Consider the following 23523-nt stretch of genomic DNA (forward strand, 5'->3'; position numbering starts at 1 on the left):
GTAGATTCATGACCATAGAGGAATTACTAGCGAAATATGCGACGGGAGTTTTAGATTTTAGTGGCGCTGACCTACCAGAAGTTAACTTGAGTGGTGCTAAACTAACCGGCATTAATCTCAGCAAAGCTAATTTGAGCGTAGCTAACCTTAGTGGTGCAACTCTCAATGACGCTAACTTCAGCGAAACTAAATTCAATGTAGCCAGACTGAGTAGCGCCAATCTTTCTGGTGCTATTCTCAACAACTCTAGCCTCAACGTTGCCAATTTGATTCGAGCAGATCTTAGTCGCGCTCAACTACGTCATGCTTCTTTTGTGCGGGCTGAGTTAATCCGCACTAACTTCAGTCGTGCTGATATGTATGATGCTAATCTCAACCATGCTGACTTACGAGAAGCTACACTTCGACAAACAAATCTCCGTAACGCCAATTTGAGCGAAGCCAACTTAAGAGGTGCTTGTTTTCAAGAAGCTAATTTAGAAATGGCTAACTTAAACGCCTCTGATTTGACTTCCTGTGACTTGAGTGGCGCAAATTTACGAGACAGTGAACTCAGACAAGCCAATTTTTGTATGGCTAACCTGAGTGGAGCAGATCTAAGTGGGGTAAATCTTCGTTGGGCAGATTTGAGAGGTGCAAACCTGAGTTGGGCAGATTTAAGCGGAGCAAAACTGAGTGGAGCTAACTTAACCGGGGCAGACTTGAGTAATGCTAATTTAACGAATGCGAGTTTAGTACACGCTAATTTAACTCAAGCCAAATTAATTAAAGTTGAATGGATGGGCGCTGACTTAACAGGCTGTACCTTAACTGGTTCTAAACTGTATGCTACCCCTCGTTTTGGTTTAAAAACTGAAGGGATAAAATGCGAATGGGTTGATTTGTCTACTACAGGCGATCGCACAATCATTCAAAATTTTAATGGTGATGAATCACGAGACTTTTTTAATGCCACTCCACCCACTATTCGGATTATTGTTGATCTACCATTAGAGCATGAGGCAAATTTTGTTCTCGCTGGTGCTTATTACCAAATTGCTCAAGAGTATGAGGCAATGATACAACCAGCTAGTGTGGAAAACGGCAGCCGCAGAACAGTTTTTACTTTTCGAGTTGATAAAGACGAAAATTTATTATCAACTGCTTTTATGGCAATTCTACCTTTTAAGGATGCCAGCGCCACTCAAAAAAATATCTATATGTTGGTAGATATGATGCGTCAAGAAGCGATGAATAACCAGAATTTTAAATCACCAGCACTTGTTAAAAAACTCATCTTCCTACTAGAGGAAGCTATGCATAAATCTAAAAACATTAAACAGACGAAAAAAAATTTAGAAGTAGCCGCGAGATTAAGATTCTTTAAAGCGCCAACCCAGACAATTTTAACAAATTCTAATGCTCGATGTTTGACTGTTTATGATCATCCCAACTTTGGTAAACGATTTGTGAATCGGACTATTAGTAGTTTCAACGATGATACATCAGGTGAATCAGAATATATTATGCCTTCGCTAAAGATGGCAATAGATTTTATCCAAGGTTTTTACGTCGTCAACCAGTAGTAATTGGTGATAATACAGCAGGAGTCAGGAGTCACGAAAAGACTTTTTCAGCATACTCTAAATAAATTACTGGAAAAAGAAAATGCGCGATCGCTTGAATCGAATGATGGGGAAAACTCGCTATGTCGTCTGTCGTCTCTTTCTGCACTTAAGCGGGGGTGAAGTAGCGCCAGTTCTCGGTGTACTCAATCGTGCCGCACGGCAAGCAATGGACGCTGAAGGCGATTTGGAAGTTTTGGGAGAAGAATTGGTCACAATTTGCCAAAACCTCCTCCAATATGATGACTACTGGACATCAGCAGCTAATGAAGGTGATGTTTTTTGGAGCGAAGGAGAAGCAGGAGATTATGTCAATGAATTATTTACCGACTCAGCCCAAAGATATCTCAGTGAACCAGATTTTAGTTCGGCTTCAGGTTTCGATGAACCTTTATCTATCCCTGTCACCCGCAATGTAGTTGTCATGCTGACAGTGGCTTATGAAGGAGAAGTACCGCAATTAGAAACAGACCTTTCTAACATCCAGGCATTAAAGGAAGGTTTCAAAGCTCTCATCAATCTACACTACAAACATAACCTCCAAGCCATCCAAGTGCATTTTTCACCCGCCCAGTTAGGGGACGAACTAACTAACGATCAGTTATTGCAGTATTTTCCTGAATTGATTCCCTTATAACTTTTTGGTTAGTCTATATTTACCACCTGCATTCATCACTTTAGGAAAATCATGTAATGCTCATGACCATAGCACGTAAATTTACAGTCATCTTTTTATCTCTGACCTTGTGCTTAACAACCGTCGCCTGTGGAGGTGGAAACCAAACTACATCTTCATCTGCAACAAACAATGTTAGCCAAACTGCTACCCCCACCAAGATAAGTGATGGACAGTATCCTGTACAACAAGCCACTTATAACGATGCCAACGGGGAGTATACGCTGTTTTTACTCAATAGTCAGCCCCCAACCTTTGCTACCGAAAAATTACAAATGGCACGGCTGACTGATGAAGAAATCAAAGAGGGTAAAAAAACTTACCTAAAAGTAGAAAAGGGAGAACCAGCTTTATACCTAACAGAAGATTTTAAAATTGAGTACGTTCATAACGTCACTGAAACTAAAACTAATCCCCAAACAGGACAACAGGAAACCGTTGTTGTTCGCCGAGAATCTAACTTCTGGACACCCTTTGCCGCTTCTTTGGCTGGTAATGTTGCAGGTCAAGCAATTGGTAGTCTTTTATTTAGACCTCAGTACTATGTGCCTCCTGTTTATCAGTCAGGTGGGATTATGAGTGGTTACGGTGGATATGGTTCTACTTATGACCAAGCGGTTTCCAGCTATCGCACTCGCTACAATGAACCACCCGCAGCCGTAAGAAATCGCACTGCTTTCCGTACCACAGGGACAATTAGAAGGCCTTCTAGTCAGGTGCGGACGACACCCCGTACAAATACAGGTAGAGCTACTGGTTCCGGTTTTGGTGGTAGTACTCTCCGTCCTTCCGGTAACTCTAACTCTACTCCTCGTCGTAATTCTGGTAGTAGTTTTGGTAGCGGTGGACGTTCTTCTGGTAGCCGGTCTTCTGGATTTGGTAGTAGAAGCAGAAGAAGGTAATTGGAAGCAGGAGTTCGGAGTTAGGAGTTTCTCCTCCGGAGACGCTACGCGAACGGAGTTCGGAGTTCGGAGTTCGGAGTCAGGAGTAAAGATTCTCTCTCATCTCCTCTGCTCCTTGCTCCCTGCTTATGGGTTCTAGACTCCTACAGTTACAGGTTGCGGCCAGCGTCCCATGACTTTGGTAATCACTGCCAACTCTTGCATCAAATTATCAAACTTGTCTGGTGTTAAAGATTGGGGCCCATCAGATAAGGCTTTGGCAGGGTTGGGATGTACCTCAATCATGAGAGAATCAGTACCAGCTGCGATCGCAGCCATAGCCATAGAAGGAACAAATTCAGACCAACCAGTACCATGACTGGGATCAATCATAATTGGTAGGTGAGTCAGCTTTCTCAACACAGGCACAACCGATAAATCTAGAGTATTGCGGGTATACTGGCGGTCAAAAGTTCTAATTCCCCGTTCACACAAAATCACATTAGGATTACCCGCAGCCAGAATATACTCAGCTGCCATTAACCAGTCTTCAATTGTCGCCGCCATGCCTCTTTTTAAAAGAACTGGTTTCGGTTGCGCCCCAACTTTTTTGAGCATGGAGAAATTCTGCATATTTCTCGCACCCACTTGGATGACATCAGCAACTTCCCCAATTTTCTCCAAGTCTTCAGTATCCATCACTTCGGTAATAATGCCGAGTCCGCTGACTTCCCGCGCCTTAGCTAACAATTCCAAAGCACTTTCGCCGTGACCTTGAAAAGCATAAGGTGAAGTCCGGGGTTTGTATGCCCCACCACGCAAAAACTTAGCGCCAGCAGCCTTAACACGCCGAGCCGTCTCCACAATCATTTCTTCATTTTCTACAGAGCAAGGCCCTGCCACAACGACCAAAGGATGGTGTTCACCAAACACCACATTTCCATCGGGAGTGTTCACCACCACCTCAGAAGCTTCCCCATGACGGAACTGCCGACTAGCCCGCTTGTAGGGTACTTCTACTCGTAAAACTTGCTCAATCCATTGGCTCAGTTCCTGAATTTGCAAGGGGTCTAAGTTAGCAGTTTCGCCTACTAGAGCTATTACTACTTTATGTTTGCCAATGATTTTTTCTGGTGTTAATCCCCAGCTAGTTAATTCTTCTTCAATACGGTCTATTTCGGCTTGTGGGGAACCAACTTTCATAACAACAATCATGTTAAAGTTCCTATCTATTTGGATAAATTATTTAGCGATCCAGTAATGTAGTTTGATTTAGTAAGAATTCAGGAGTTAGAGAATACCAAAAAATAAATTATTCAAATATATTAAAAAAATGTAGCGCTCGGTACTTTCTTCTGAATATTGGGTATAAACAAGACAATATATATTTTTCTTAATATTGATGTTGAAGTGATAAAATTTCAACTTCAACATTCATTCTTCCATTTACCCAATATTGCAGTTATCTGGATACCTGAGCGCCGATTCTCAGACGTTCTTGCTGCGAGTTTCGCGCCAAACCTCGATCATCCTTCCCCAGTTGGTACTAAACTCACCTAAACCTATTAAATTTCCAGGTCTTTCTTCATCCCAAGAAGCAGAAAGAACACCATAGGTTATCCCCAATACCCCTAAACCAAATAATCCCATATTCACCAATAACACAGCGATGGGAGGTAGTTGGATGTGGGCATATATGACCAGTAGATAACTAGCAACAAGACTGACAATACCCAAAGTTGTGGGTACACCACAAAACACAGCCACTCGGCGGATCATCCGTTGGCTAACAACCTCAGGAATAGCCATTTCTTCCTTGGTGAAGGGTGGCTGTTTTTGCGTCTGTTTACCAGACTCCTGTGGCTTGGGGGCGGGTTGAGTTTTAGCCTTTACTGGTTTTGGGCGTTTTTTGTTTGGCTCAAAAGGTAAGCGACTACGTTCTGATTCTTCAGCAGGCATAAGCAGCAATTCCTAACCACGAATACCGAGACGAGCAATTAGAGCTTGATACTTTTCCCGACTGTCCTTTTGGATATAGCTGAGAAGACGCTTACGTTGTCCAATCATCTTCAATAATCCTCGGCGGGAGGAATGGTCTTTCTTATTAGCTTGGAGATGTTGACTGAGGCGGTTAATGCGATCAGTTAACATAGCGATTTGGACATCGGCCGAACCGGTGTCGGTTTCGTGGACTTGGTAGCCAGAAATGAGTTCTTGTTTGCGCTGTTGCGTCAGAGCCATGAGCGATTAAATTGTGATTTTTTCAAATGTATGCAGCAGTCTCCCATAATATCACAGCCTTCAATCTGTGTGGTGAATTAGCTTTGTGACTACTGAGATGCTGGCTTTTGAGTAATTTGCTCTTCTCAAAGCGATCGCTATTATATTTCCTCTACAACCCCATGCAAAAATTATAAATAAACCTCAGCGACCCTCCGCGTTCCTCTGCGTTAAAAATAGGAATCGCATCATCAGAACAAAGAAAAGCGATCGCTTTCGGCAGTTAACTTCATGCGATCGCATCCTGCGGGGCGTAGCCCATCGCAACTTCCTACTAACTAAACAGATTAAGCACAGCACTTACCAAACTGTGAGTAATCGGTAAACTATCAACCACCATCGCCAGACACAACAGCATCATGTAGGAGATGGAATAAAGAAACAACTCTCTAGCTGTAGTCCGATCTTCGGGATTTTGTAGCAAGCGCCAAGCTTTGTGAACAAATATCCCCCCTAGTGTCAAAGCCACAAAGGCATAGACAACACCACTGGCGTGTAAAGGATAAAACAGTAGTACGGTGGCAGTTACGGTAATCACCGTGTAATACCAAATTTGTCGTACCGTAGCTTCATCACCTGCTACCACTGGTAACATAGGTATGCCCACCTTGGCATAATCATCACGAATCATCAAAGCCAAAGCCCAAAAATGAGGCGGAGTCCATAAAAAGACGATCGCAAAAATTAGCCAGGCTGCCCAGCTTAAAGTATCCGTCACAGCCGCCCAACCTACTAAGGCTGGGATTGCTCCCGCAGCACCACCAATGACGATATTTTGAGTGCTGTGACGTTTCAGCCAGTGGGTATAGACCAAGATGTAAAAAATAATGCCAGAAAAAGCTAAGAGTGCTGCTAGTAAATTTGCAAATACTGTGAGGATGGTAAAAGAACCAACAGCCAGAGCGATCGCAAAAATTAAAGCATCACGGGGCTGAACCCTACCAGAAGGCATAGGACGATGGCGCGTCCGTTCCATGTCGTAATCTATATCTCGGTCATAGATACAGTTAATCGTTTGAGCGCTAGCAGCAGCCAAAGTACCACCAATTAGTGTTACTAGCAATAGCAAAGGGTCTACTTGTCCCTGAGCAGCAATCCACATACTCCCAGCAGTAGTAATTAACAGCAACGGAATAATCCGGGGCTTAGTTAGCTGGTAGTAACTTTGAATCACTTGTAAAAATGTATCGTGGTGGCGAGAGACATTAGTCTCAATCATGTTGGCTCTACTTCCTTTCTCAGTTATCAATTACCAGGTAACAGAGGTGACAGGTGAGAGGTGACAGGTGACAGGGAATAGAGACAAATTTTACCAATTACCAATTACCAATTACCAATTACCAATTACCCATTACCAATTACCCATTACTAGCAACTTGGGCTACTAAGTGTTCTGTCGCGGAGTGATAAAACTGTGAACACCACCAAAGTACCCAGCAAAGTAGCACCTACAGCTTGGTGAGTCACGGTCAGAGGTTCAACTTGTAGATGTAGTCGGAAAGTCGCAACTCCCAACAGCAGTTGTAAAATCAACAGACTACCAGCCATATTTGCCAGTCGGCGCAAAGCTGGATGTAACGCTGGCGTTCGCCAAGAGATAAAAACTATTGCCAAAATAGCCACCGTTGGCGGCAGCAATCCCACAATATGGCTGTACATCACTCCACAAAGTTGAGAATCACCAAAACATTGGTGTACAGCCCAGCGAGAACCGACAACAGCCCCTAGTAAACTTTGCAAGTAAACGAAAATAGAGGCAGTTAAACCCACCCAAGGCAGCTTACCAACCGTTCCAGTCCCTTGATATGGGCTAAGTGCTGTACCGATGACTAAGAGAGTAGTGAAAAACAATAGTGCCGTTCCCAAATGGGCGGTAACAATATCAAACCGCAGCAATTCAGTAACGGTAAGTCCCCCCAAAACGCCTTGAAAGACAATTAAAAACAGGGCGAATGTAGAAGCCCAAGGTAGCCAGTTGGGTAAAACACGACGATGCCACCAGGATAAACCCGAAAGAGCGATCGCGCTAAAACCAATCAAAGCTGCATCTAATCTGTGAAACCACTCCAAAAACACCTGGAGATTCATTTGTTTGGCTGGCACCAATTCCCCATAGCACAGAGGCCAATCGGGGCAAGCAAGTCCAGCATTCATCACGCGGGTGGCACTGCCTATGGCCATCAAAATCAAGGTGGCTATGCAAATCTTCCACACCAAGCGACGAATTACTTCCTTGGGGCTATTGTGTTGGGCAGCCGCTTCATTTTGTTGTTGTAGGACAAATTCGTTCATCAACGATACCTTCCGCCCGCTTGAGGTAGATATTCTTATAAATTATCTATTTGAGTCAATCCAGACCTATCTACACCCTAACGTATGAGCTAAGATTTATAGATTGGCTTCCGCTTTTACTTATACTTTGAATCACTTCAGGGACTTTTATCTGTAAGATTTAGGTATTTTTTAAGATATGAATAATTAATTAATGGCAATTCTTAAGAATTTCCTAAAATTTTCCAAAAATTCTTCTATATAGTTGTCATTTTTTGTTAGCAATAGCACATAAATCCCTTTTACTCAAGATTACTCAACTTATTAAAAAAATTAATAAAAATTTCAGACATTGAGACCCTATATTCTATAGTCTGCACTACCTTAGTAAGTGAGTGACTTTGAAATAACGTAGTAAATTCAGTTAAGTAAGCCGTGAAAATTCCAAGTTCGATCTGGACATTACTCATTGGCATTGTGCTAACCTTAGCCAGCCTTTGGTACGGTCAAAATCACGGTCTGTTACCCACAGCCGCATCTGATGAAGCCGTCTTAGTAGATGGCCTATTCAACACGATGATGATCGTCTCTACAGGTATATTTCTACTTGTTGAAGGTATTTTAATTTATGCTGCATTTAAATACCGCCGCCGTGCTGGTGACAATGAAGATGGGCCAGCAATTGAGGGTAATGTACCTCTAGAAATACTCTGGACAGCGATCCCAGCGATTATCGTCCTTGGTATTTCTGTTTATAGCTTTGATGTCTACAACGAAATCGGTGGCTTTGATCCTCATGCAGTCCATGCTGCCCCGGAAACACCGATGATGCAAGAATCAATGTCAATGCCAGGAACAGCGATCGCTGCAACTTTAGGCGATACACTTCCTAGCACCGAACCAAACCTGATCGCCCAAGTAGATACTGTTACTCCCCAACAAGAAGCAGGACAACCACCACAATTAGTCGTTAACGTCTCTGCACTCCAGTATGCTTGGATTTTCACTTATCCAGATACAGGCGTGACAAGTGGTGAACTTCATGTACCTGTTGGTCAACAAGTGGAAATGAACATGACAGCTAGTGATGTCATCCATGCCTTTTGGGTTCCAGAATTTCGCCTCAAACAAGATGTGATCCCCGGTAGACAAAGTGAGATTCGCTTCACACCCAATAAGGTGGGTGAGTATACCTTAATTTGTGCTGAACTTTGTGGCCCTTACCACGGAGCTATGAAAACCCAAGTAGTGGTAGAGTCCCAAGCGGCTTATGACACTTGGATGCAAGAACAGCTAGTCGCTAGTAAAGAAACCCTAAATCAAGCCGTTGCCGTTAACTCGACCGATTTATCCGCAGATGAATTTCTCGCCCCCTACACTAAGGACATGGGAATTCATTCAGAAATGCTTCATCAAGTTCACCATTCGTCAATGGTTAGATAGTCGCAGGTAACGGCTAATAACTAATGACTAATAACTAATGACTAATTGACTATGACACAAGCACAGTTACAAGAAACTGCTAATATCCCTGCTCATATTGAAGAAGAAGGGGAAAGACATTGGCGCGACTTCTTTGGCTTTAGTACCGATCATAAGGTGATTGGTATTCAATACTTAGTCACCTCGTTTATTTTTTACTGCATTGGCGGCGTGATGGCTGACTTGGTGCGGACAGAATTACGCACTCCAGATGTAGATTTTGTCACTCCAGAAGTCTATAACAGCCTGTTTACACTCCACGCCACCATCATGATTTTTCTGTGGATTGTGCCAGCAGGGGCAGGTTTTGCTAACTATCTCATTCCCTTGATGATTGGGGCTAGGGATATGGCTTTTCCCCGCTTGAATGCTGTGGCTTTTTGGATGATTCCGCCGGCGGGTATATTGCTCATTGCGAGTTTAGTAGTAGGCGATGCCCCGGATGCTGGTTGGACTTCCTACCCTCCTCTTAGCCTCGTTACAGGTCAGGTGGGTGAAGCTATTTGGATTATGAGTGTGTTGTTGTTGGGTACGTCTTCGATTTTGGGGGCAATCAACTTTATCGTTACCCTGCTGAAAATGCGTGTTCCTAGCATGGGTATCTATCAACTACCTTTGTTTTGTTGGTCAATGTTCGCAACTTCAGCACTGGTATTGATATCGACACCTGTTTTAGCGGGGGCGTTAATTCTCCTTTCCTTTGACTTATTGGCAGGGACAACATTTTTTAATCCGACTGGTGGTGGTGATCCGGTGGTGTACCAGCATATGTTCTGGTTTTACTCCCACCCTGCGGTTTACATCATGATTTTGCCATTTTTTGGGGCAATTTCGGAAATTCTGCCGGTTCATGCCCGCAAACCAATTTTTGGATATAAAGCGATCGCTTTTTCATCTTTAGCTATCAGCTTTTTGGGTCTAATTGTCTGGGCGCATCATATGTTTACCAGCGGTATCCCTGGCTGGTTACGGATGTTTTTTATGATCACCACAATGATCATCGCTGTACCCACAGGCATTAAAATTTTTGGTTGGTTAGCAACCATTTGGGGTGGCAAAATCCGTCTCAATAGTCCCATGTTATTTGCAATGGGTTTCTTGGGAACTTTTGTAATTGGCGGTATCAGTGGCGTAATGTTGGCAGCCGTGCCTTTTGATATTCACGTTCACGATACTTATTTTGTCGTGGCACACCTGCACTACGTTCTCTTTGGTGGTAGCGTTTTAGGTATCTTTGCCGCTATCTACCACTGGTTCCCGAAAATGACGGGAAGAATGATCAATGAATTTTGGGGTAAGGTTCACTTTGCTTTAACCATTGTTGGTCTAAACATGACCTTCTTACCCATGCACAAGCTAGGCATGATGGGTATGAATCGCCGCATTGCCCAATATGACCCCAAATTCACATCATTGAATGAAATCTGTACTTACGGGTCTTATATTCTTGCCGTTTCCACATTACCCTTTATCATCAATGCCATTTGGAGTTGGTTATATGGGCCTAAAGCTGGTAACAACCCCTGGCAAGCACTGACCCTAGAGTGGATAACTACTTCACCACCAGCAATAGAAAATTTTGAAAAACTGCCCGTATTGACTACTGGCCCTTATGACTATGGTGTAGGTGATAAAAAAGTTGATGTCAGTGCAGTGTTAAGCATTCAACCTGACGAACCATATCCAACCATTGAGTCTGGTAAATGAGGTGACAGGTAACAGGTGACAGGTGACAGTAAGAAGGGAATAGACAAAAGCCAAGAGTTGACATTACCCATTACCAATTACCCATTACCAATTACCCATTACCAATCCCCAATTACCAATTACCCATTACCAATTTAAAAATTCATGCAAAGTCAAATAATTGACCCAGCGAAAATTGAACAGAATCATCACCACGCAGCAGAAACAGATGGTCATCATGAAGCACATCCAGACCATCGTTTATTTGGGTTGGTTGTGTTTCTGATTGCGGAAGGAATGATTTTTCTGGGAATGTTCGGTGCTTATTTAGCTTTCCGTTCTATCTTGCCTGTATGGCCTCCCGCAGGTACACCAAAGTTAGAACTTTTACTACCTGGTGTGAATACCATTATTTTGATTACCAGCAGTTTTGTCATGCACAATGGTGATACTGCCATCAAAAAGAATGATGAAAAGGGAATGCGTATCTGGTTGGCAATTACTGCCGCTATGGGTGCGATTTTCTTGGTAGGTCAGATTTATGAATACACCCATCTGGAATTTGGTTTAACTACCAATTTATTCGCTAGTGCGTTTTACGTCTTAACTGGTTTCCACGGTTTGCACGTAACTATTGGAGTATTGGCGATTTTAGCAGTTTTGTGGCGATCGCGCACTCCCGGCCACTACAGCAACCAAAAACACTTCGGCATTGAAGCCGCTGAACTGTACTGGCACTTCGTAGATGTAATTTGGATCATTCTGTTCGGATTACTGTATCTACTTTAAGTATTAATTACTTAGTTGTTCACTCCACTTGAATAACTTACAGTCCCCCACCCAGGGGGTTTTTTTATAGGTTTTTCAACGACTCCGCCAAATATTAATTTTCCCATCAAATCCACCACTGGACAGAAATTGCCCATCACTACTAAAAGCAATATCTTCAATGGGCTGCACCAACGCATTCACCGACTTACTCTGACTATCAAGACTATTTTTTAACTCACCCGTAGTTAAATCCCACAGCTTAATCCCATCTTTGCCACCACTGGCTAGGGTTTTACCATCAGGATGAATAGCAACAGCGTTCACCCAATTATTATGTCCGGTAAGAGTATAGATTCGTTCACCACCGTTAACATTCCAAACTTTAATGCTTGTATCCCGACTGGCACTAACTAAAGTTTCACCATTGGGTGTAAAAGCTAACCCAGTTACTATTTGAGAATGTGCGACAAATGCTCGGATTAATTTGTTAGTACGCAAATCCCATAGCTTAACTACACCTTTACTATCACCACTAGCTAAGGTTTGCCCATTAGGACTAAGAGCTAGGGTATAAATTATATTATCTAAGTGTACCAGGGTAGCTAGTGGCATTTGTCGTTTTAAATCCCACAACCGAATCCCATCTAAACCACCACTGGCAAGAACTTTGCTATCAGCAGAAACCGCTAAAGACAATATTGGACTTGTGTGTCCAACGAAAGAACGGCTAAACTCCAGACTTTTGAGATTCCAAAGGTTAATTCTGTAGTCACTACCACAACTAATCAGAGTTTCACCATTTGGAGTAATCAAGATAGAGTCTACAGATCCTTGATGCGCTCTGTTAATCGTACCCGAATTTTTGCCTTTTTGAGGATTCCAGAAGCGAATTATACCCTCATTTTCTGCCCCACCTGTTACCAAAAGTTTAGCATTTGGGCTGAAAGCTAGAGATTTAATAGCTCCTGTATGCCCGATTAAGGTGTGAAGTAGTTGGGGATTAGCAAAAGTTTTACTATCTGGAGAGTTTGTCTTTAATTCATCAGCCGCATGAGCAGGATGACTGTAAAGCTCTGGAATCATAGGAATTGACAAAGCTACAGATGTCATTAATACCACGCTCATATAAGAGCGAATAACCGTATTACTTCCCCTTCTTCCTTCACTTCTCACAGTTCCTCCTCACCTGTTGACACTTATTGAATTAAATCAATACTCGTTACTCACCACTACCTACTGGCGTGGTTTTTTCTTAGAGACGGTCATGATGGGTAAAGGTGGACTTGAGGAGTTGGGCGGTAAATAATGTTGTACTACAGGCTCCTCTGGTAAAGGGGGACGCTGTTGCATCCGCCATAACTTAAAGGCCAGAGCTATTCCTGTTGTCCCCAAACCAAAAGCGAACAATGACCAGCTATCATCCAAACCACCAATCAGTGCATCTACTACACCCATTGTGACTAATGCACTAATGATAGGTTCCTTCCGATATGCTGACTTCAAAAAACGAGGTAATACAGCGTTCATCACAGCTTATTTAGTTCCCGTTAACTTTTTGTATAAATTTAACCTAGAATCTAACCTAGAATACCTCACAGGCGATAGATATTTCTGATCTAAGGCTATCAAGGCATATAATATTATAATTTTTTAGGGTTGGAGAGGTAGGGTAGTAATTCCCTATTATGTTTAGTAATTTCCTGCCAATCAGACAGCAGCTAAGAAACTTGATTAAATCTTGAACCGAAACTTACATAACACGCCTCCTGTCAACAAAGATACAAGTATTTATTTTCCAAGGATTTCAGCCTTGATTCGTTTTCACATATTATTTTGGAAGTGCTATAGTTTTTCACTGCCAGCTTTTAATTTTGGATAAGCAATACGTTTATGATGAAATTGCTGCCACACATCTACAAATATTTGAGAAATTTTTGACATTTCTTCCCTTGTTAATCCAGAGTCTACTAATTGCTCATCTTGCCATTTGGCGCGGATAATATTATTCAGCATATTTAATGCTTGTTCTGGAGTAGCATCTTTAAGACTTCGCAATGCAGCCTCACAGGAATCAGCTAACATGACAATTCCTGTTTCTCTAGATTGGGGAATTGGTCCATCGTAACAAAAATCCGCTTTATTAACGATAATACTGGGGTCTTCCTTAGCCATTTGCTGGGCTTGGTGATAAAAATAAGCGATCGCCATTGAACCCTGATGTTCGGGAATAAAAGCTTGAATTGCTGTGGGTAAACTATGTTTTTTAGCCATTACCAAACCTTCAGTTACGTGCTTTTTGATAATTGCTGCACTTTGCCAAGGATCTTTAATTTCCGTCTCGTGTTTATTTGGCCCTCCCATTTGATTTTCAATAAATCCTAAAGGGTCATGCATTTTACCAATATCATGGTATAATGTTCCAGCCCTAACTAACTCCACATTGCAGCGGAGTTTTTTGGCCGCCGCTTCAGCCAGAGTTGCCACAAACAAGGTATGTTGAAAAGTTCCCGGTGTTTCAGTAGCTAGTCGTTTTAATAACGGACGGTTAGGGTTAGCCAGTTCTGCCAAACGAATCGGGGTAGTTAAATCAAACAGTTTTTCCAAATAAGGACTTAAACCTAAAGCGATAATACTCCACGCCAAACCCGATATAGCAAATAACAGTGCTTCCTGTAGGACAATATACCAAGCAGAACCAAACGCCGCACCAACAAGTATATTCAAACCCAGGTAAATACTGCCTTGAGTCAAGCCAAGAACAATACCTAATAACGCCAATTCCTCACGAGATTTAAATCTTTGGGCGACATAACTGCCCAAGATACCCCCCGCAGCACCAGCCAGCAGCCCAATCTTACTGATCTCCATACTCACTGGTAGTAACAGTGATAGTAGTCCGACAAGTGTCACTCCCAAAGTCGGACCATAAAAGCTACCCAACAATAAACCAATAGCACTCCATGTAGTATATGGCACACCCATTGCTAAAACACTAGGGATACTGAGAGTGAGTAATAATATCAAAAAGCGATCGCGTTCTCGCAGGTGATTACCAATCTGCCGTTCTATCCAAACAAAAACACCAAGGGCTGTACTAACTAAGCCTCCTAAAAGAGTCAAAGCCAGCCAATTCACCTCTCTACGAATCAAGTGATAATGCTCAAGCACATCAAATTTCCATTCTGAAATTCGTTCCCCCTTCTTAACGATGACTTCTCCTTGCCGCACTTTTTGCATTACCGATGGCACTTTATCCGCTTCTAATTGAGCCTTTTGTCTCGTTTGTTCTTCATCTTGCATGAGATTCGACCGGAGTACAGCCAACAAAACTTTACTTGCCAATGATTCAGCTTCACCAGGGACAGAGATTTGTACTTGTAGGCTCACTGCATCCTGTAGAATACTGCGCGGCAGTCCAGGTGCTATACCTTGAGTCAGCATCCGTTCTGCACTTTGGTGTACTCCCATTTGTGTTTTTGCCCAGTCCTCATCTGACAGTTGCAAAAGGAAAGTTTCTGAATATACTCTTTGCGATCGTTCTGCCTCCATGTTTATAAGTTTCTCAGTAGCTTTGGCATATCCCAATCTAATTTGACCTATTTGGGCAATTAGTAAAGATAGATTTTTTTCTGAAGTAGTGAGGCGATAAGCGTCTAATTCTGCTAATGCTTGAGAAATATCCGTCTGTCCCTCCTTAATTAAGGGTATAGATAACGACAACAGCGGACTACGCAAAGGTCTAGAAAATTGTTGTCTATCAGTTGGCCTCGACTTAGGAATCAACAATTTATAATTTTGTTTCTGATTATTTTCTAAAGTTACTTTTAGCTGTTGCCATTCTGACTCCAGACAAGAACGGAGATAGCGTTGGGTAGGAATAGACAAAACCGATACATCAAAAAAAGGAAAAGGCCCAGCAACAGCACGAAGTTCATTAGCATCATCGAGCAGTTGTCGCAAATGTTCGTTAATTTGCTCATTTTTTTGGGCATTAATCATCAATACAGGCTGAGAACTCGTTCTCACTGCTTTGCGCTCGTCTTCTGTTTGTTTGCGATCTTCGATACTTGCAGTATTAGGGGCAATAATTGTCTGTGGTGCAAAAGAACCAACTTTCATCTGAGGCTGGTTATATAATTCATGCCCCATGACACCTGTGAGAGATATCACGGCAATCACTAAAATCACCGCAGAACGCTTTTTATATAACCAACTGAAAACAACAGCATAAATGCCATGATTCGTTTTGAAAGATTTGGGCGTTGAATGAGGAGCTTTTCTTCCTTGTCGGTGTCCACCTTCCTCACTGGCTGGTAACAAAAACACAAGTAAATTTTTGAGGATATTCCTGAAAAATTTTTTGTTATGACTCTGACTGCTGGGACTACTCGCTAAACCCAGCCACTTCGCTTTACGGTATAACACTTTGCACTGTCGCCGCCACTGCTTGATTTGCTGGGTCAAAGACCGCAAAATTTCCTGCGTTTTCATTACCTCTGGGTGTAGTTCCTTACTTTGATAGCCCAAAACAAGACAATCATGACCGGGAATTTTAGATTTTAAATTTTAGATTTTAGATTAAAAAAATTTGGTACAAGCCCCGTTCTTCAGGACGGAAAAATAGTAAATCCCAAATCGCCAGACTACTGCTCCATGAATTATTAGCCTATATATACATAAATTGATTCTATCGGACAGAGTTTTTTAGCAGATAATCAAAACAACTACATATCAGGCAGCGGTTTTTCTTACGCATTGGTTTGTGTGAATTGTAGCAGCTGATCTGCTCTAAAAAAACTTATCCAAAACCAGATAAGTCAAGATAAATTAGAAATTAATTAGATGCTTGGGTGAGAAATTTATGTTTCATCGCGGGCGAATAACGCGGGGTGCAGCAAAGATAGATAGTGGAGTCAATCCCCGATTTATGCCACATCCTTCTTTTTTGGACTTGTTTGTATCCAGGGTAATATTATACACACCTGACCAAACGGCTACAAGTGCATCGGCTAATTCCAACATTTGAGAAAAGCTGCTTAGTCCCCAGCCGGGTGAATTCATGGCTAAAAGTTGCCAATTAACAGGAATGCTTGTTGTACTGTTATATGCTCCTGATAAGGCTCCAGCAATAGCACTTCTAGGATGTGAGTCCATACACCAAGGATCTTGTTTCCCAGAATTAACTGTAGTTCGCAAAACCGTTAGTTGCCAATCTTCTAAGGTACTCAGAAAGCAATAAAAGGCAAAGGCGATATTGCTACTTAGTGGTTCTTGTCTACTTAGTTCGGTTCGCGCCTGTTCTAATTCTGCTCTTTGAGCTAATAAAGTATTAATTTTTAATAATTTTTCTGTTAACGGTGTGGTTGGTTCTCCCAGAAAAGTAATCGTTTGGGGAATGAGGGTCAAGGGGTCGAGTTTTTCTGTGAGAGATTGAGCGATCGCATATCCTATAGCTAGGGCTGCATCTGTTACCATCGGCTCAGTATGCCAAATTTGTAATACTTGCAGTAAATTGTGTTTAAGTTTAATAGTATCTTCGTGGAAAAAAATTGCCACTGGTAAGGTGGCTAAAATTATTTTTACCCAAGCATAATCAGTTTTTTCCCAAGCAAGAGATGCTTGTTGCTGACGCTTTAACCAATCATCTACATCTAATCTACCTAGTGCAATTAAACTTTGGCTACCCAAAATAGCCATTTTACCTAAATCACCAGCATTCTCTATAGCTAAATTTTCTCCCAGGAATGCGCCTATAAAAATACCTCTAACCCGACTTACGAGAGAATAACGCATACAATTTTGGATTTTAGATTTTAGATTTTGGATTGTATTGCAAATGTTTAGATTCCAAAAACCAAAATCTACAACAAACTTCTAGACTTTTTCCTTTCTCAGATGATGTATCAATGCTTGTAAGCCCAACAAATAACTTTGGACACCAAAGCCACTGATTTGACCAATTACCACTGGAGCTATATAAGAATGATGACGAAAATCTTCACGACGATAAATGTTGCTAAGATGCACTTCTACAGTTGGTAAATTCACGGCTGCGATCGCATCCCGCAAAGCTACACTAGTATGGGTATACGCCCCAGCATTAATTACAATCCCTTGATGTAGTCCTAACGCCTGGTGAATAGTATCCACCAAGACTCCTTCATGATTTGACTGCACAGCAGTAACTTTTGCCTGTAGCTTTAGTCCTTCTGCTTCCAACAGTCTATTAATTTCTACTAGGGTCAGAGAACCGTAAATTCCCGGTTCCCGCTGTCCTAGTAAATTGAGGTTTGGCCCGTGCAGTATCAAAATGCTTAAAGTTGGCAACGTTAACTCCAATCACTTCAGGTAATTAGCGACTTCGGCGACGTTCGTTCACAGGAATCGGAATTAGTTCCGGTTCCGGTTCAGCCTCTGGCCCCAACAAGGCTCCCATTAGCTTCCGCGCTAATTCTTTAAGCTTTTCCAGCACCTTTTCTATATAATCCATTGAACTGAACGCTCCTGAGATACTACCTCAATTTTAATTAACTTTAGTCGCAGAAACTGGCGTATTATTGCACCTCTGGCTTCTAGCAGGGTTAACACGTTCTGAGATTTAGAGCTAAAGCTGCTGCTGAAATTTTATTTTGTGTTATCCCTTACTTCTTAGATTATCACATTAGTGATGGGTGATTGGTAATGGGTAATTGGGTAATTGGTGATTGGTAATGGGTAATGGGTGGCAGACTATAAATACTTCATAAATACTTCTTCATCTTCCCCAGTCCCCAGTTCCCAAGCCCTAACTAGCTGCGTCTTTCTTTTTCGTCCTACTGGTTGACGACTTAGCTTTAGAAGTTGTTGATTTTCTAGTTTTACTTGTGGATTTGGTAGAAGCTTTAGCTGCCAACAATTCCAATGCTGTAGATAGCGTTACATTCTCTACGGTTTGACCTTCGGGAATACTCACATTAGTTTTACCATGCTTAATATAAGGGCCATAGGGTCCATCGTAGATATTGATAGGAGCATCATCTTCTGGATGTGTTCCTAATTCCCGTAAAGCTGCCTTAGATTTGCTATTGCTGGCTGCACGTCCCTTTTTCGGTTCAGACAATAACTCCAATGCACGTTCCAAAGGAATTGTCAATACATTATCAGCAGCTTTCAAAGAACGGTAGTCTTTTCCTTCTTTCCCCTGGTCATGAACAACGTAAGGGCCAAAACGTCCCAAACTAGCTTGAATTTTCCCTCCAGTGGCTGGGTGAACTCCCAATGTCCGGGGGAGTGCCAAAAGGCCAACGGCCATGTCTAGGGTGACATTTTCATGGGTTACGCCTTTAGGTAGGGAAGCTTGTTTAGGTTTGGGGTTTTCGTCTGTTTTATCTCCCAACTGCACATAAGGCCCATAAGTGCCAATTTTTACATAAATTGGTTCACCTGTTTCGGGATGCCGTCCTAATTGGTCAGGACCGGTGGTTTTTTGTCGCAGTAGAACTTCCACCTGTTTGGGGTCGAGGTCTGCGGGTGTGAGGTCTTTGGGAATGGATGCTGTAACAACACCATCACCATTTTCCACTTCGATGTAAGGCCCATATTTACCAATGCGGACTTTAGCATCTAAATTTTCTAATATTACGGTTCTAGCTGTAGTGGCATCAATTTTACTTTCTTGTTCCCTCACCAGAGTTTCTAAACCTTGGTCGCCTAGATAAAATTTTTGCAAGTAGGGTAGCCATTTAGCTTCTCCTGTGGAGATGTCATCTAGGGTTTGCTCCATTTTGGAGGTAAAACTGGGATCAACAATGTCGGGAAAGTGTTTCTCTAATAAGTCAGTAACAGCAAAAGCGGTGAAGGTGGGAATCAAAGCATTACTCACCAACTGGGCATAACCTTTGTCAATGATAGTGCCAATGATGCTGGCATAGGTACTAGGACGACCAATGCCTTCACTTTCTAAGGTTTTCACTAGACTTGCTTCGGTGTATCTAGCTGGAGGTTGGGTTTCATGTCCCACGGCTTCTAGCCCATTACAAGTGGGATGATCCCCGACTTTTAGCGGTGGTAAAATCACCTCTTGGTCTTCTAATGCGGCTTCAGGATCATCGGAACCTTCAACGTAGGCGCGGAGGTAGCCAGGAAAATCTATGCGCTTCCCAGAAGAGCGAAAACCAGCATCTTCTACTTGCAGTTGAACAGTAATTTGCGTTTGGCGAGAATCAGCCATTTGACAGGCGACGGTACGCTTCCAAATCAAGTCATATACCGCCAGTTCTCTGCCGCCTAAAGCTGTTTCTTGGGGAGTACGGAAATTACTACCTGCGGGGCGAATGGCTTCGTGGGCTTCTTGTGCGCCTTTGGATTTGGTGGTGTATTGACGGGGTTGGGGGCTGAGGTATTGTTTGCCGTATTTTTGCTCTACACAACTGCGGGCAGCTGCGATCGCTTGATCTGACAAATGTACCGAATCTGTACGCATATAGGTAATATACCCTTGCTCGTACAAATTTTGAGCCACCCGCATTGTGTCTCGTGCCGAAAGGCGCAGTTTGCGGTTAGATTCTTGTTGCAGTGTCGAAGTAGTAAACGGTGGCGCAGGTTTACGGATGACTGGACGTTCTTCAATGTCGTTAACATTCCAAGTTTTTCCTGTCAGTCGTTCCTTGAGGTCTACTGCTTGTTCTTCATTGAGCAACACCACATTGCGTCCTGCGGTGATTTGTCCAGTTGCCGCATCAAAATCGCTACCTGTGGCAACTTTCGTGCCTCCTAGTGTCACTAACTGAGCGCTAAAAGGAGTTTTTTCCTGGAGCAAACTGGCTTTTAAATCCCAGTATGTACCTTCATGGAAAGCACGGCGTTGACGTTCCTTTGTCACCAATAGACACACGGCTACAGACTGAACTCGCCCAGCAGATAGCCCCCAGGCGATTTTTTTCCATAGCAGAGGAGATAAGGTGTATCCTACCAAGCGATCTAAAATTCTTCGGGTTTCTTGGGCGCGAACCAACTGCTCATCAATGGTGCGACAATTTTTCAAAGCCTTTTTAATGGCTTCTTGAGTAATTTCGTGGAAGACCATGCGCTTGGTTGGAACTTTTGGCTTCAGCAATTGGTATAAATGCCAACTAATGCTTTCACCTTCCCGGTCTTCGTCAGTTGCCAAGATCAGTTCATCAACGCCTTTCAGGGCATCTTTAAGCTGAGTGACAATTTTCTTTTTATCCTTGGGAACGACATACACCGGTTCAAAGTCGGCTTCTATATTCACCCCAAGCTGCGCCCATTTTTCCCCTTTGACAGCGGCGGGGATTTCACTGGCCGACTGCGGTAGGTCACGCACATGACCCATTGAAGCTTCTACCCGATAGTCTTTTGGCAGGTAGTTGCGAATGGTACGAGCTTTGGTTGGAGATTCGACAATGACGAGAGTTGACATGGAAATTTCAAAAAAAAGAATAGCTGCGAAGCTAAACAGTCAAGTTGAGATAATTTCGGCGAAATGTCAAGATGAAATATCACGCCTAAGCAGTGATTTAATCCTTACACAAACTGCCCAAAAGGGGGAAAATTCTTTCAACTTTAGGCACAGTCAGTCCCAGAAGGCTGGGGAAGGTAATGCCAAATCGTTAGGTTGTCAGCTATTTCCATCTTTAACTTATCTAACGCGTAATTGGCGACTACGGGTTTCAAAATATCTCTGAAGTGTAACTGGTGTGATGCTTTTTTTGCTTGAGGGTTGGGGCTTCTGAGCAATTATAAATTCTAATTGGGTAATTAGCTAAAGTGGGATACCTGTGGTGTATCACTGGATAGGAAGCAAGTTACGCAGAGTGTCTCGTAAGTCCTTAGAAACCGGGGGAGTATGTCAAAATGATATTGGGTAAGTAGTTGGACGGAATTAATTACACAAGTTATTTTTCTGTTCCCTATTTCCTGTTCCCTGTTCCCTATTACCTTTATGACTCAACTAAAAACCAAACTCACTCTCGAAGAATTTCTTGCACTTCCAGAAAGTGATCTTGCCTATGAGTTCGTTAATGGTGAATCTGTACCTAAATATAAAAATGATCAAATGTCTCCTAAATTTTTTCATGGCTCAACCACAGGAGCATTATTTATACTACTATCCACATGGGCGGAAGGAAAAGGTCGTGTTGTCGTGGAATGGGGGATTAAATTAACAAGGAATCAAGAAAATTGGCTACCCGTACCTGATTTAACCTATGTTTCCTATAACCGCCTTCCTGCTGACTGGCTTAAAGATGAAGCTTGTCCTGTGATACCAGAATTAGTAATTGAAATTATTTCTCCTGGTCAAACTTTTGGAGACATGATTGAAAAAGCTACTTATTATCTTCAATCTGGGATTTTTCTGGTTTGGATAGTGGATACAATATCTCAAACTATCACTGTCTTTACAGCATCTTCTCTGCCTGTGACTTTTCGAGAAAATCAAGTCATCAGTTATGAAATTTTACCAGAATTAGAAATTACTCCCCAGACTATTTTTCAGCGTGCTGGTTTAATTCGTTAGTTTAAATATCCCCGATTTATTAAAAAAAAACTTCAGAAAATCTTAGAATTCAGGATATTTACAAAACGAATAATAGAAAAAAGTGAGATTTTATCAAAATTGACGCGAAAAATTTTTAGTCTCTGCAACTTCATGAGAAATTAGAATAAAGCTAAAATAACTCAGTGAAAATACTGTCTCATTTGCAGTAACATATCTGCTTAAATTAATAAAGCCGAGGTTTTAATACAAATTCTTGTTTGGTAATTAAGTAATGGTAACTATAGACTGGAATCAAATTTTAGAGAACATTTTACCAGATGAAAGTAATGAGGCTCTGATCAGTCAGAGATTTGTAGAACCTCTGATAACAGCACTGGGATTTAATCAACAAGAGCAGGTTCCACAATTTCTTACAGAAAAAAATAATACTTGCAAAGTAGATTTTGCAGTTCGCAAAAATACAAATGGTGATAATTTCTCATCTTCCAAAACTAATCCCTATTTACTCATTGAAGTCAAGGCTCGCGCAACAGGTGCAGGTGCAAAGATTAATTTATCGGAAGGAACTCCTCAATACGTTAGTTCTAGAGAGCAAATCAAAAGATATTTACTTGCTCATAATTGTCAAAAATCTCAATGGGGTATCATTACTAATTCAGTTCATATCCAGCTATTTAGACGACATGGGAAAGTTGTTGTACCTGCCACTCGTAGTATTTTAATTAAAAAAGATAATATTCATAATATTGTTGCTCACATCAAAAATTTGATTGATAATCCACCGAAAGCATTGACTGTTTGTGTTTACAACAATAAGGGTGGTGTTGGTAAAACCACAACAACTGTTAATTTAGCAGCAACTCTCACCCGAATGGGGAAAAAAGTCCTTGTAATTGACTTTGATCCACAACAAGGAGATTTAACTAATTCTCTTGGATTACAATTAGGAAAATTAAGTTTATATGATTGTCTGGCTGATAGAACCTTAGATATTCGCAACACCATTAAGCATTTTGGAGTCAAATTCAAATCTGGAGAGACAGTAAAATTTGATGTTATACCAGCAGATCCAAAAATGGGATTATTTACAGAGCAAGACTTGGTTGCAAAAATTGACAAGGGTTCTGCTAGATTAAGAGATGCTGTTAATGTTTTCAGAAACGAATACGATTATATATTCATTGATTGTCCTACAAATTGGATGTTTTTTAGTCAAAGTAGTTTGTATGCCTGTGATGCTGTTCTCATACCTACCAAGCACAACAATTTAGCATCTCTAGAGAATGCAGCTAAAGTAATTAAAGATTTTATCCCAGTAGTGCATTAAAAGGTGTAGACCCTGTAATATCTACTAACAAAATTGCATCAGCA

20 protein-coding genes are annotated in these 23523 nt (G+C 41.9%); 8 read left to right on the forward strand and 12 right to left on the reverse strand.

Going from position 1 to position 23523, the window contains the following annotated elements; translation table 11 throughout:
- The first annotated feature begins 8 nt into the window (after positions 1-8).
- From AC012T_RS02955 to AC012T_RS02965, 3 genes are all read left to right on the forward strand, one after another.
- Positions 9-1565 carry a pentapeptide repeat-containing protein gene (locus AC012T_RS02955; RefSeq protein ID WP_487062943.1) on the forward strand — a complete coding sequence of 519 codons (1557 nt, stop codon included), beginning with the start codon at positions 9-11 and terminating at the stop codon, positions 1563-1565.
- Between the two features lie 82 nt (positions 1566-1647).
- Positions 1648-2241, forward strand: coding sequence for a DUF1517 domain-containing protein (locus tag AC012T_RS02960; protein ID WP_487062945.1), 594 nt, complete (start codon positions 1648-1650; stop codon positions 2239-2241).
- A 56-nt stretch (positions 2242-2297) separates the two neighbouring features.
- On the forward strand, positions 2298-3182 hold the full coding sequence (locus AC012T_RS02965; RefSeq protein ID WP_487062947.1) for a hypothetical protein: 885 nt from the start codon (positions 2298-2300) through the stop codon (positions 3180-3182).
- Between the two features lie 135 nt (positions 3183-3317).
- Here the strand turns inward: AC012T_RS02965 and aroF are convergent, their stop codons facing one another.
- From aroF to AC012T_RS02990, 5 genes are all read right to left on the reverse strand, one after another.
- On the reverse strand, positions 3318-4376 hold the full coding sequence (aroF, locus tag AC012T_RS02970) for a 3-deoxy-7-phosphoheptulonate synthase (protein WP_487062949.1): 1059 nt from the start codon (positions 4374-4376) through the stop codon (positions 3318-3320).
- A gap of 273 nt (positions 4377-4649) precedes the next feature.
- Positions 4650-5120, reverse strand: coding sequence for a PAM68 family protein (locus AC012T_RS02975; protein WP_438888244.1), 471 nt, complete (start codon positions 5118-5120; stop codon positions 4650-4652).
- Positions 5121-5132: 12 nt separating this feature from the next.
- The gene (gene rpsO / locus AC012T_RS02980; protein WP_438888245.1) at positions 5133-5402 is read right to left on the reverse strand and encodes a 30S ribosomal protein S15; all 270 of its coding nucleotides are present in this window, start codon (positions 5400-5402) and stop codon (positions 5133-5135) included.
- A 313-nt stretch (positions 5403-5715) separates the two neighbouring features.
- Complete coding sequence (locus tag AC012T_RS02985) at positions 5716-6660, reverse strand: heme o synthase (protein WP_487062951.1); 945 nt, start codon at positions 6658-6660, stop codon at positions 5716-5718.
- 149 nt (positions 6661-6809) lie between these two features.
- The gene (locus AC012T_RS02990; protein WP_487062953.1) at positions 6810-7733 is read right to left on the reverse strand and encodes a COX15/CtaA family protein; all 924 of its coding nucleotides are present in this window, start codon (positions 7731-7733) and stop codon (positions 6810-6812) included.
- 414 nt (positions 7734-8147) lie between these two features.
- Here AC012T_RS02990 and AC012T_RS02995 point away from each other — a divergent pair, with 414 nt between their 5' ends.
- The 3 genes from AC012T_RS02995 to AC012T_RS03005 all read left to right on the forward strand — a co-directional run bounded on the left by AC012T_RS02995 (position 8148) and on the right by AC012T_RS03005 (position 11669).
- A complete protein-coding gene (locus AC012T_RS02995; protein ID WP_487062955.1) occupies positions 8148-9155 on the forward strand; it encodes a cytochrome c oxidase subunit II in 1008 nt (335 codons plus the stop codon).
- Between the two features lie 51 nt (positions 9156-9206).
- A complete protein-coding gene (gene ctaD / locus AC012T_RS03000; RefSeq protein ID WP_487062957.1) occupies positions 9207-10901 on the forward strand; it encodes a cytochrome c oxidase subunit I in 1695 nt (564 codons plus the stop codon).
- Positions 10902-11045: 144 nt separating this feature from the next.
- The gene (locus AC012T_RS03005; protein WP_487062959.1) at positions 11046-11669 is read left to right on the forward strand and encodes a cytochrome c oxidase subunit 3; all 624 of its coding nucleotides are present in this window, start codon (positions 11046-11048) and stop codon (positions 11667-11669) included.
- Between the two features lie 75 nt (positions 11670-11744).
- Here AC012T_RS03005 and AC012T_RS03010 read toward each other — a convergent pair whose 3' ends face one another.
- The 7 genes from AC012T_RS03010 to topA form a co-directional block, all read right to left on the reverse strand.
- Complete coding sequence (locus AC012T_RS03010) at positions 11745-12824, reverse strand: WD40 repeat domain-containing protein (RefSeq protein WP_487062961.1); 1080 nt, start codon at positions 12822-12824, stop codon at positions 11745-11747.
- 60 nt (positions 12825-12884) lie between these two features.
- Positions 12885-13178 carry a hypothetical protein gene (locus tag AC012T_RS03015; RefSeq protein ID WP_487062963.1) on the reverse strand — a complete coding sequence of 98 codons (294 nt, stop codon included), beginning with the start codon at positions 13176-13178 and terminating at the stop codon, positions 12885-12887.
- Positions 13179-13493: 315 nt separating this feature from the next.
- A complete protein-coding gene (locus AC012T_RS03020; RefSeq protein WP_487062965.1) occupies positions 13494-16142 on the reverse strand; it encodes an HD family phosphohydrolase in 2649 nt (882 codons plus the stop codon).
- Positions 16143-16517: 375 nt separating this feature from the next.
- Positions 16518-17444 (reverse strand): ADP-ribosylglycohydrolase family protein, encoded by a 927-nt coding sequence (locus tag AC012T_RS03025; protein WP_487062967.1) that lies wholly within the window; start codon positions 17442-17444, stop codon positions 16518-16520.
- A gap of 81 nt (positions 17445-17525) precedes the next feature.
- Positions 17526-17978 carry a type II 3-dehydroquinate dehydratase gene (gene aroQ, locus AC012T_RS03030; RefSeq protein ID WP_487062969.1) on the reverse strand — a complete coding sequence of 151 codons (453 nt, stop codon included), beginning with the start codon at positions 17976-17978 and terminating at the stop codon, positions 17526-17528.
- A gap of 25 nt (positions 17979-18003) precedes the next feature.
- Complete coding sequence (locus tag AC012T_RS03035) at positions 18004-18141, reverse strand: hypothetical protein (RefSeq protein WP_015216771.1); 138 nt, start codon at positions 18139-18141, stop codon at positions 18004-18006.
- A 294-nt stretch (positions 18142-18435) separates the two neighbouring features.
- Complete coding sequence (topA, locus tag AC012T_RS03040) at positions 18436-21072, reverse strand: type I DNA topoisomerase (RefSeq protein ID WP_487062971.1); 2637 nt, start codon at positions 21070-21072, stop codon at positions 18436-18438.
- 522 nt (positions 21073-21594) lie between these two features.
- On the opposite strand from topA, the gene AC012T_RS03045 reads away from it, so the two are divergent.
- The gene (locus AC012T_RS03045; protein ID WP_487062973.1) at positions 21595-22170 is read left to right on the forward strand and encodes a Uma2 family endonuclease; all 576 of its coding nucleotides are present in this window, start codon (positions 21595-21597) and stop codon (positions 22168-22170) included.
- A gap of 253 nt (positions 22171-22423) precedes the next feature.
- Positions 22424-23479, forward strand: a complete 1056-nt coding sequence (locus tag AC012T_RS03050; protein ID WP_487062975.1) for a ParA family protein — start codon at positions 22424-22426, stop codon at positions 23477-23479.
- Positions 23480-23523: the final 44 nt, after the last annotated feature.

It is taken from the genome of Anabaena sp. EIM26 (assembly GCF_057568715.1).

What these genes read in the sequence shown, in the direction of transcription:
- AC012T_RS02975 (WP_438888244.1), bottom strand. Translation starts at nt 5,120, where the DNA reads ATGCCTGCTGAAGAATCAGAACGTAGTCGCTTACCTTTTGAGCCAAAC.
- rpsO (WP_438888245.1), bottom strand. Translation starts at nt 5,402, where the DNA reads ATGGCTCTGACGCAACAGCGCAAACAAGAACTCATTTCTGGCTACCAA.
- aroF (WP_487062949.1), bottom strand. Translation starts at nt 4,376, where the DNA reads ATGATTGTTGTTATGAAAGTTGGTTCCCCACAAGCCGAAATAGACCGT.
- topA (WP_487062971.1), bottom strand. Translation starts at nt 21,072, where the DNA reads ATGTCAACTCTCGTCATTGTCGAATCTCCAACCAAAGCTCGTACCATT.
- ctaD (WP_487062957.1), top strand. Translation starts at nt 9,207, where the DNA reads ATGACACAAGCACAGTTACAAGAAACTGCTAATATCCCTGCTCATATT.
- AC012T_RS03035 (WP_015216771.1), bottom strand. Translation starts at nt 18,141, where the DNA reads ATGGATTATATAGAAAAGGTGCTGGAAAAGCTTAAAGAATTAGCGCGG.
- AC012T_RS02955 (WP_487062943.1), top strand. Translation starts at nt 9, where the DNA reads ATGACCATAGAGGAATTACTAGCGAAATATGCGACGGGAGTTTTAGAT.
- AC012T_RS03020 (WP_487062965.1), bottom strand. Translation starts at nt 16,142, where the DNA reads ATGAAAACGCAGGAAATTTTGCGGTCTTTGACCCAGCAAATCAAGCAG.
- AC012T_RS02990 (WP_487062953.1), bottom strand. Translation starts at nt 7,733, where the DNA reads ATGAACGAATTTGTCCTACAACAACAAAATGAAGCGGCTGCCCAACAC.
- AC012T_RS03025 (WP_487062967.1), bottom strand. Translation starts at nt 17,444, where the DNA reads ATGCGTTATTCTCTCGTAAGTCGGGTTAGAGGTATTTTTATAGGCGCA.
- AC012T_RS03015 (WP_487062963.1), bottom strand. Translation starts at nt 13,178, where the DNA reads ATGAACGCTGTATTACCTCGTTTTTTGAAGTCAGCATATCGGAAGGAA.
- AC012T_RS02965 (WP_487062947.1), top strand. Translation starts at nt 2,298, where the DNA reads ATGCTCATGACCATAGCACGTAAATTTACAGTCATCTTTTTATCTCTG.
- AC012T_RS03045 (WP_487062973.1), top strand. Translation starts at nt 21,595, where the DNA reads ATGACTCAACTAAAAACCAAACTCACTCTCGAAGAATTTCTTGCACTT.
- AC012T_RS02960 (WP_487062945.1), top strand. Translation starts at nt 1,648, where the DNA reads ATGCGCGATCGCTTGAATCGAATGATGGGGAAAACTCGCTATGTCGTC.
- AC012T_RS03050 (WP_487062975.1), top strand. Translation starts at nt 22,424, where the DNA reads ATGGTAACTATAGACTGGAATCAAATTTTAGAGAACATTTTACCAGAT.
- AC012T_RS03005 (WP_487062959.1), top strand. Translation starts at nt 11,046, where the DNA reads ATGCAAAGTCAAATAATTGACCCAGCGAAAATTGAACAGAATCATCAC.
- AC012T_RS02985 (WP_487062951.1), bottom strand. Translation starts at nt 6,660, where the DNA reads ATGATTGAGACTAATGTCTCTCGCCACCACGATACATTTTTACAAGTG.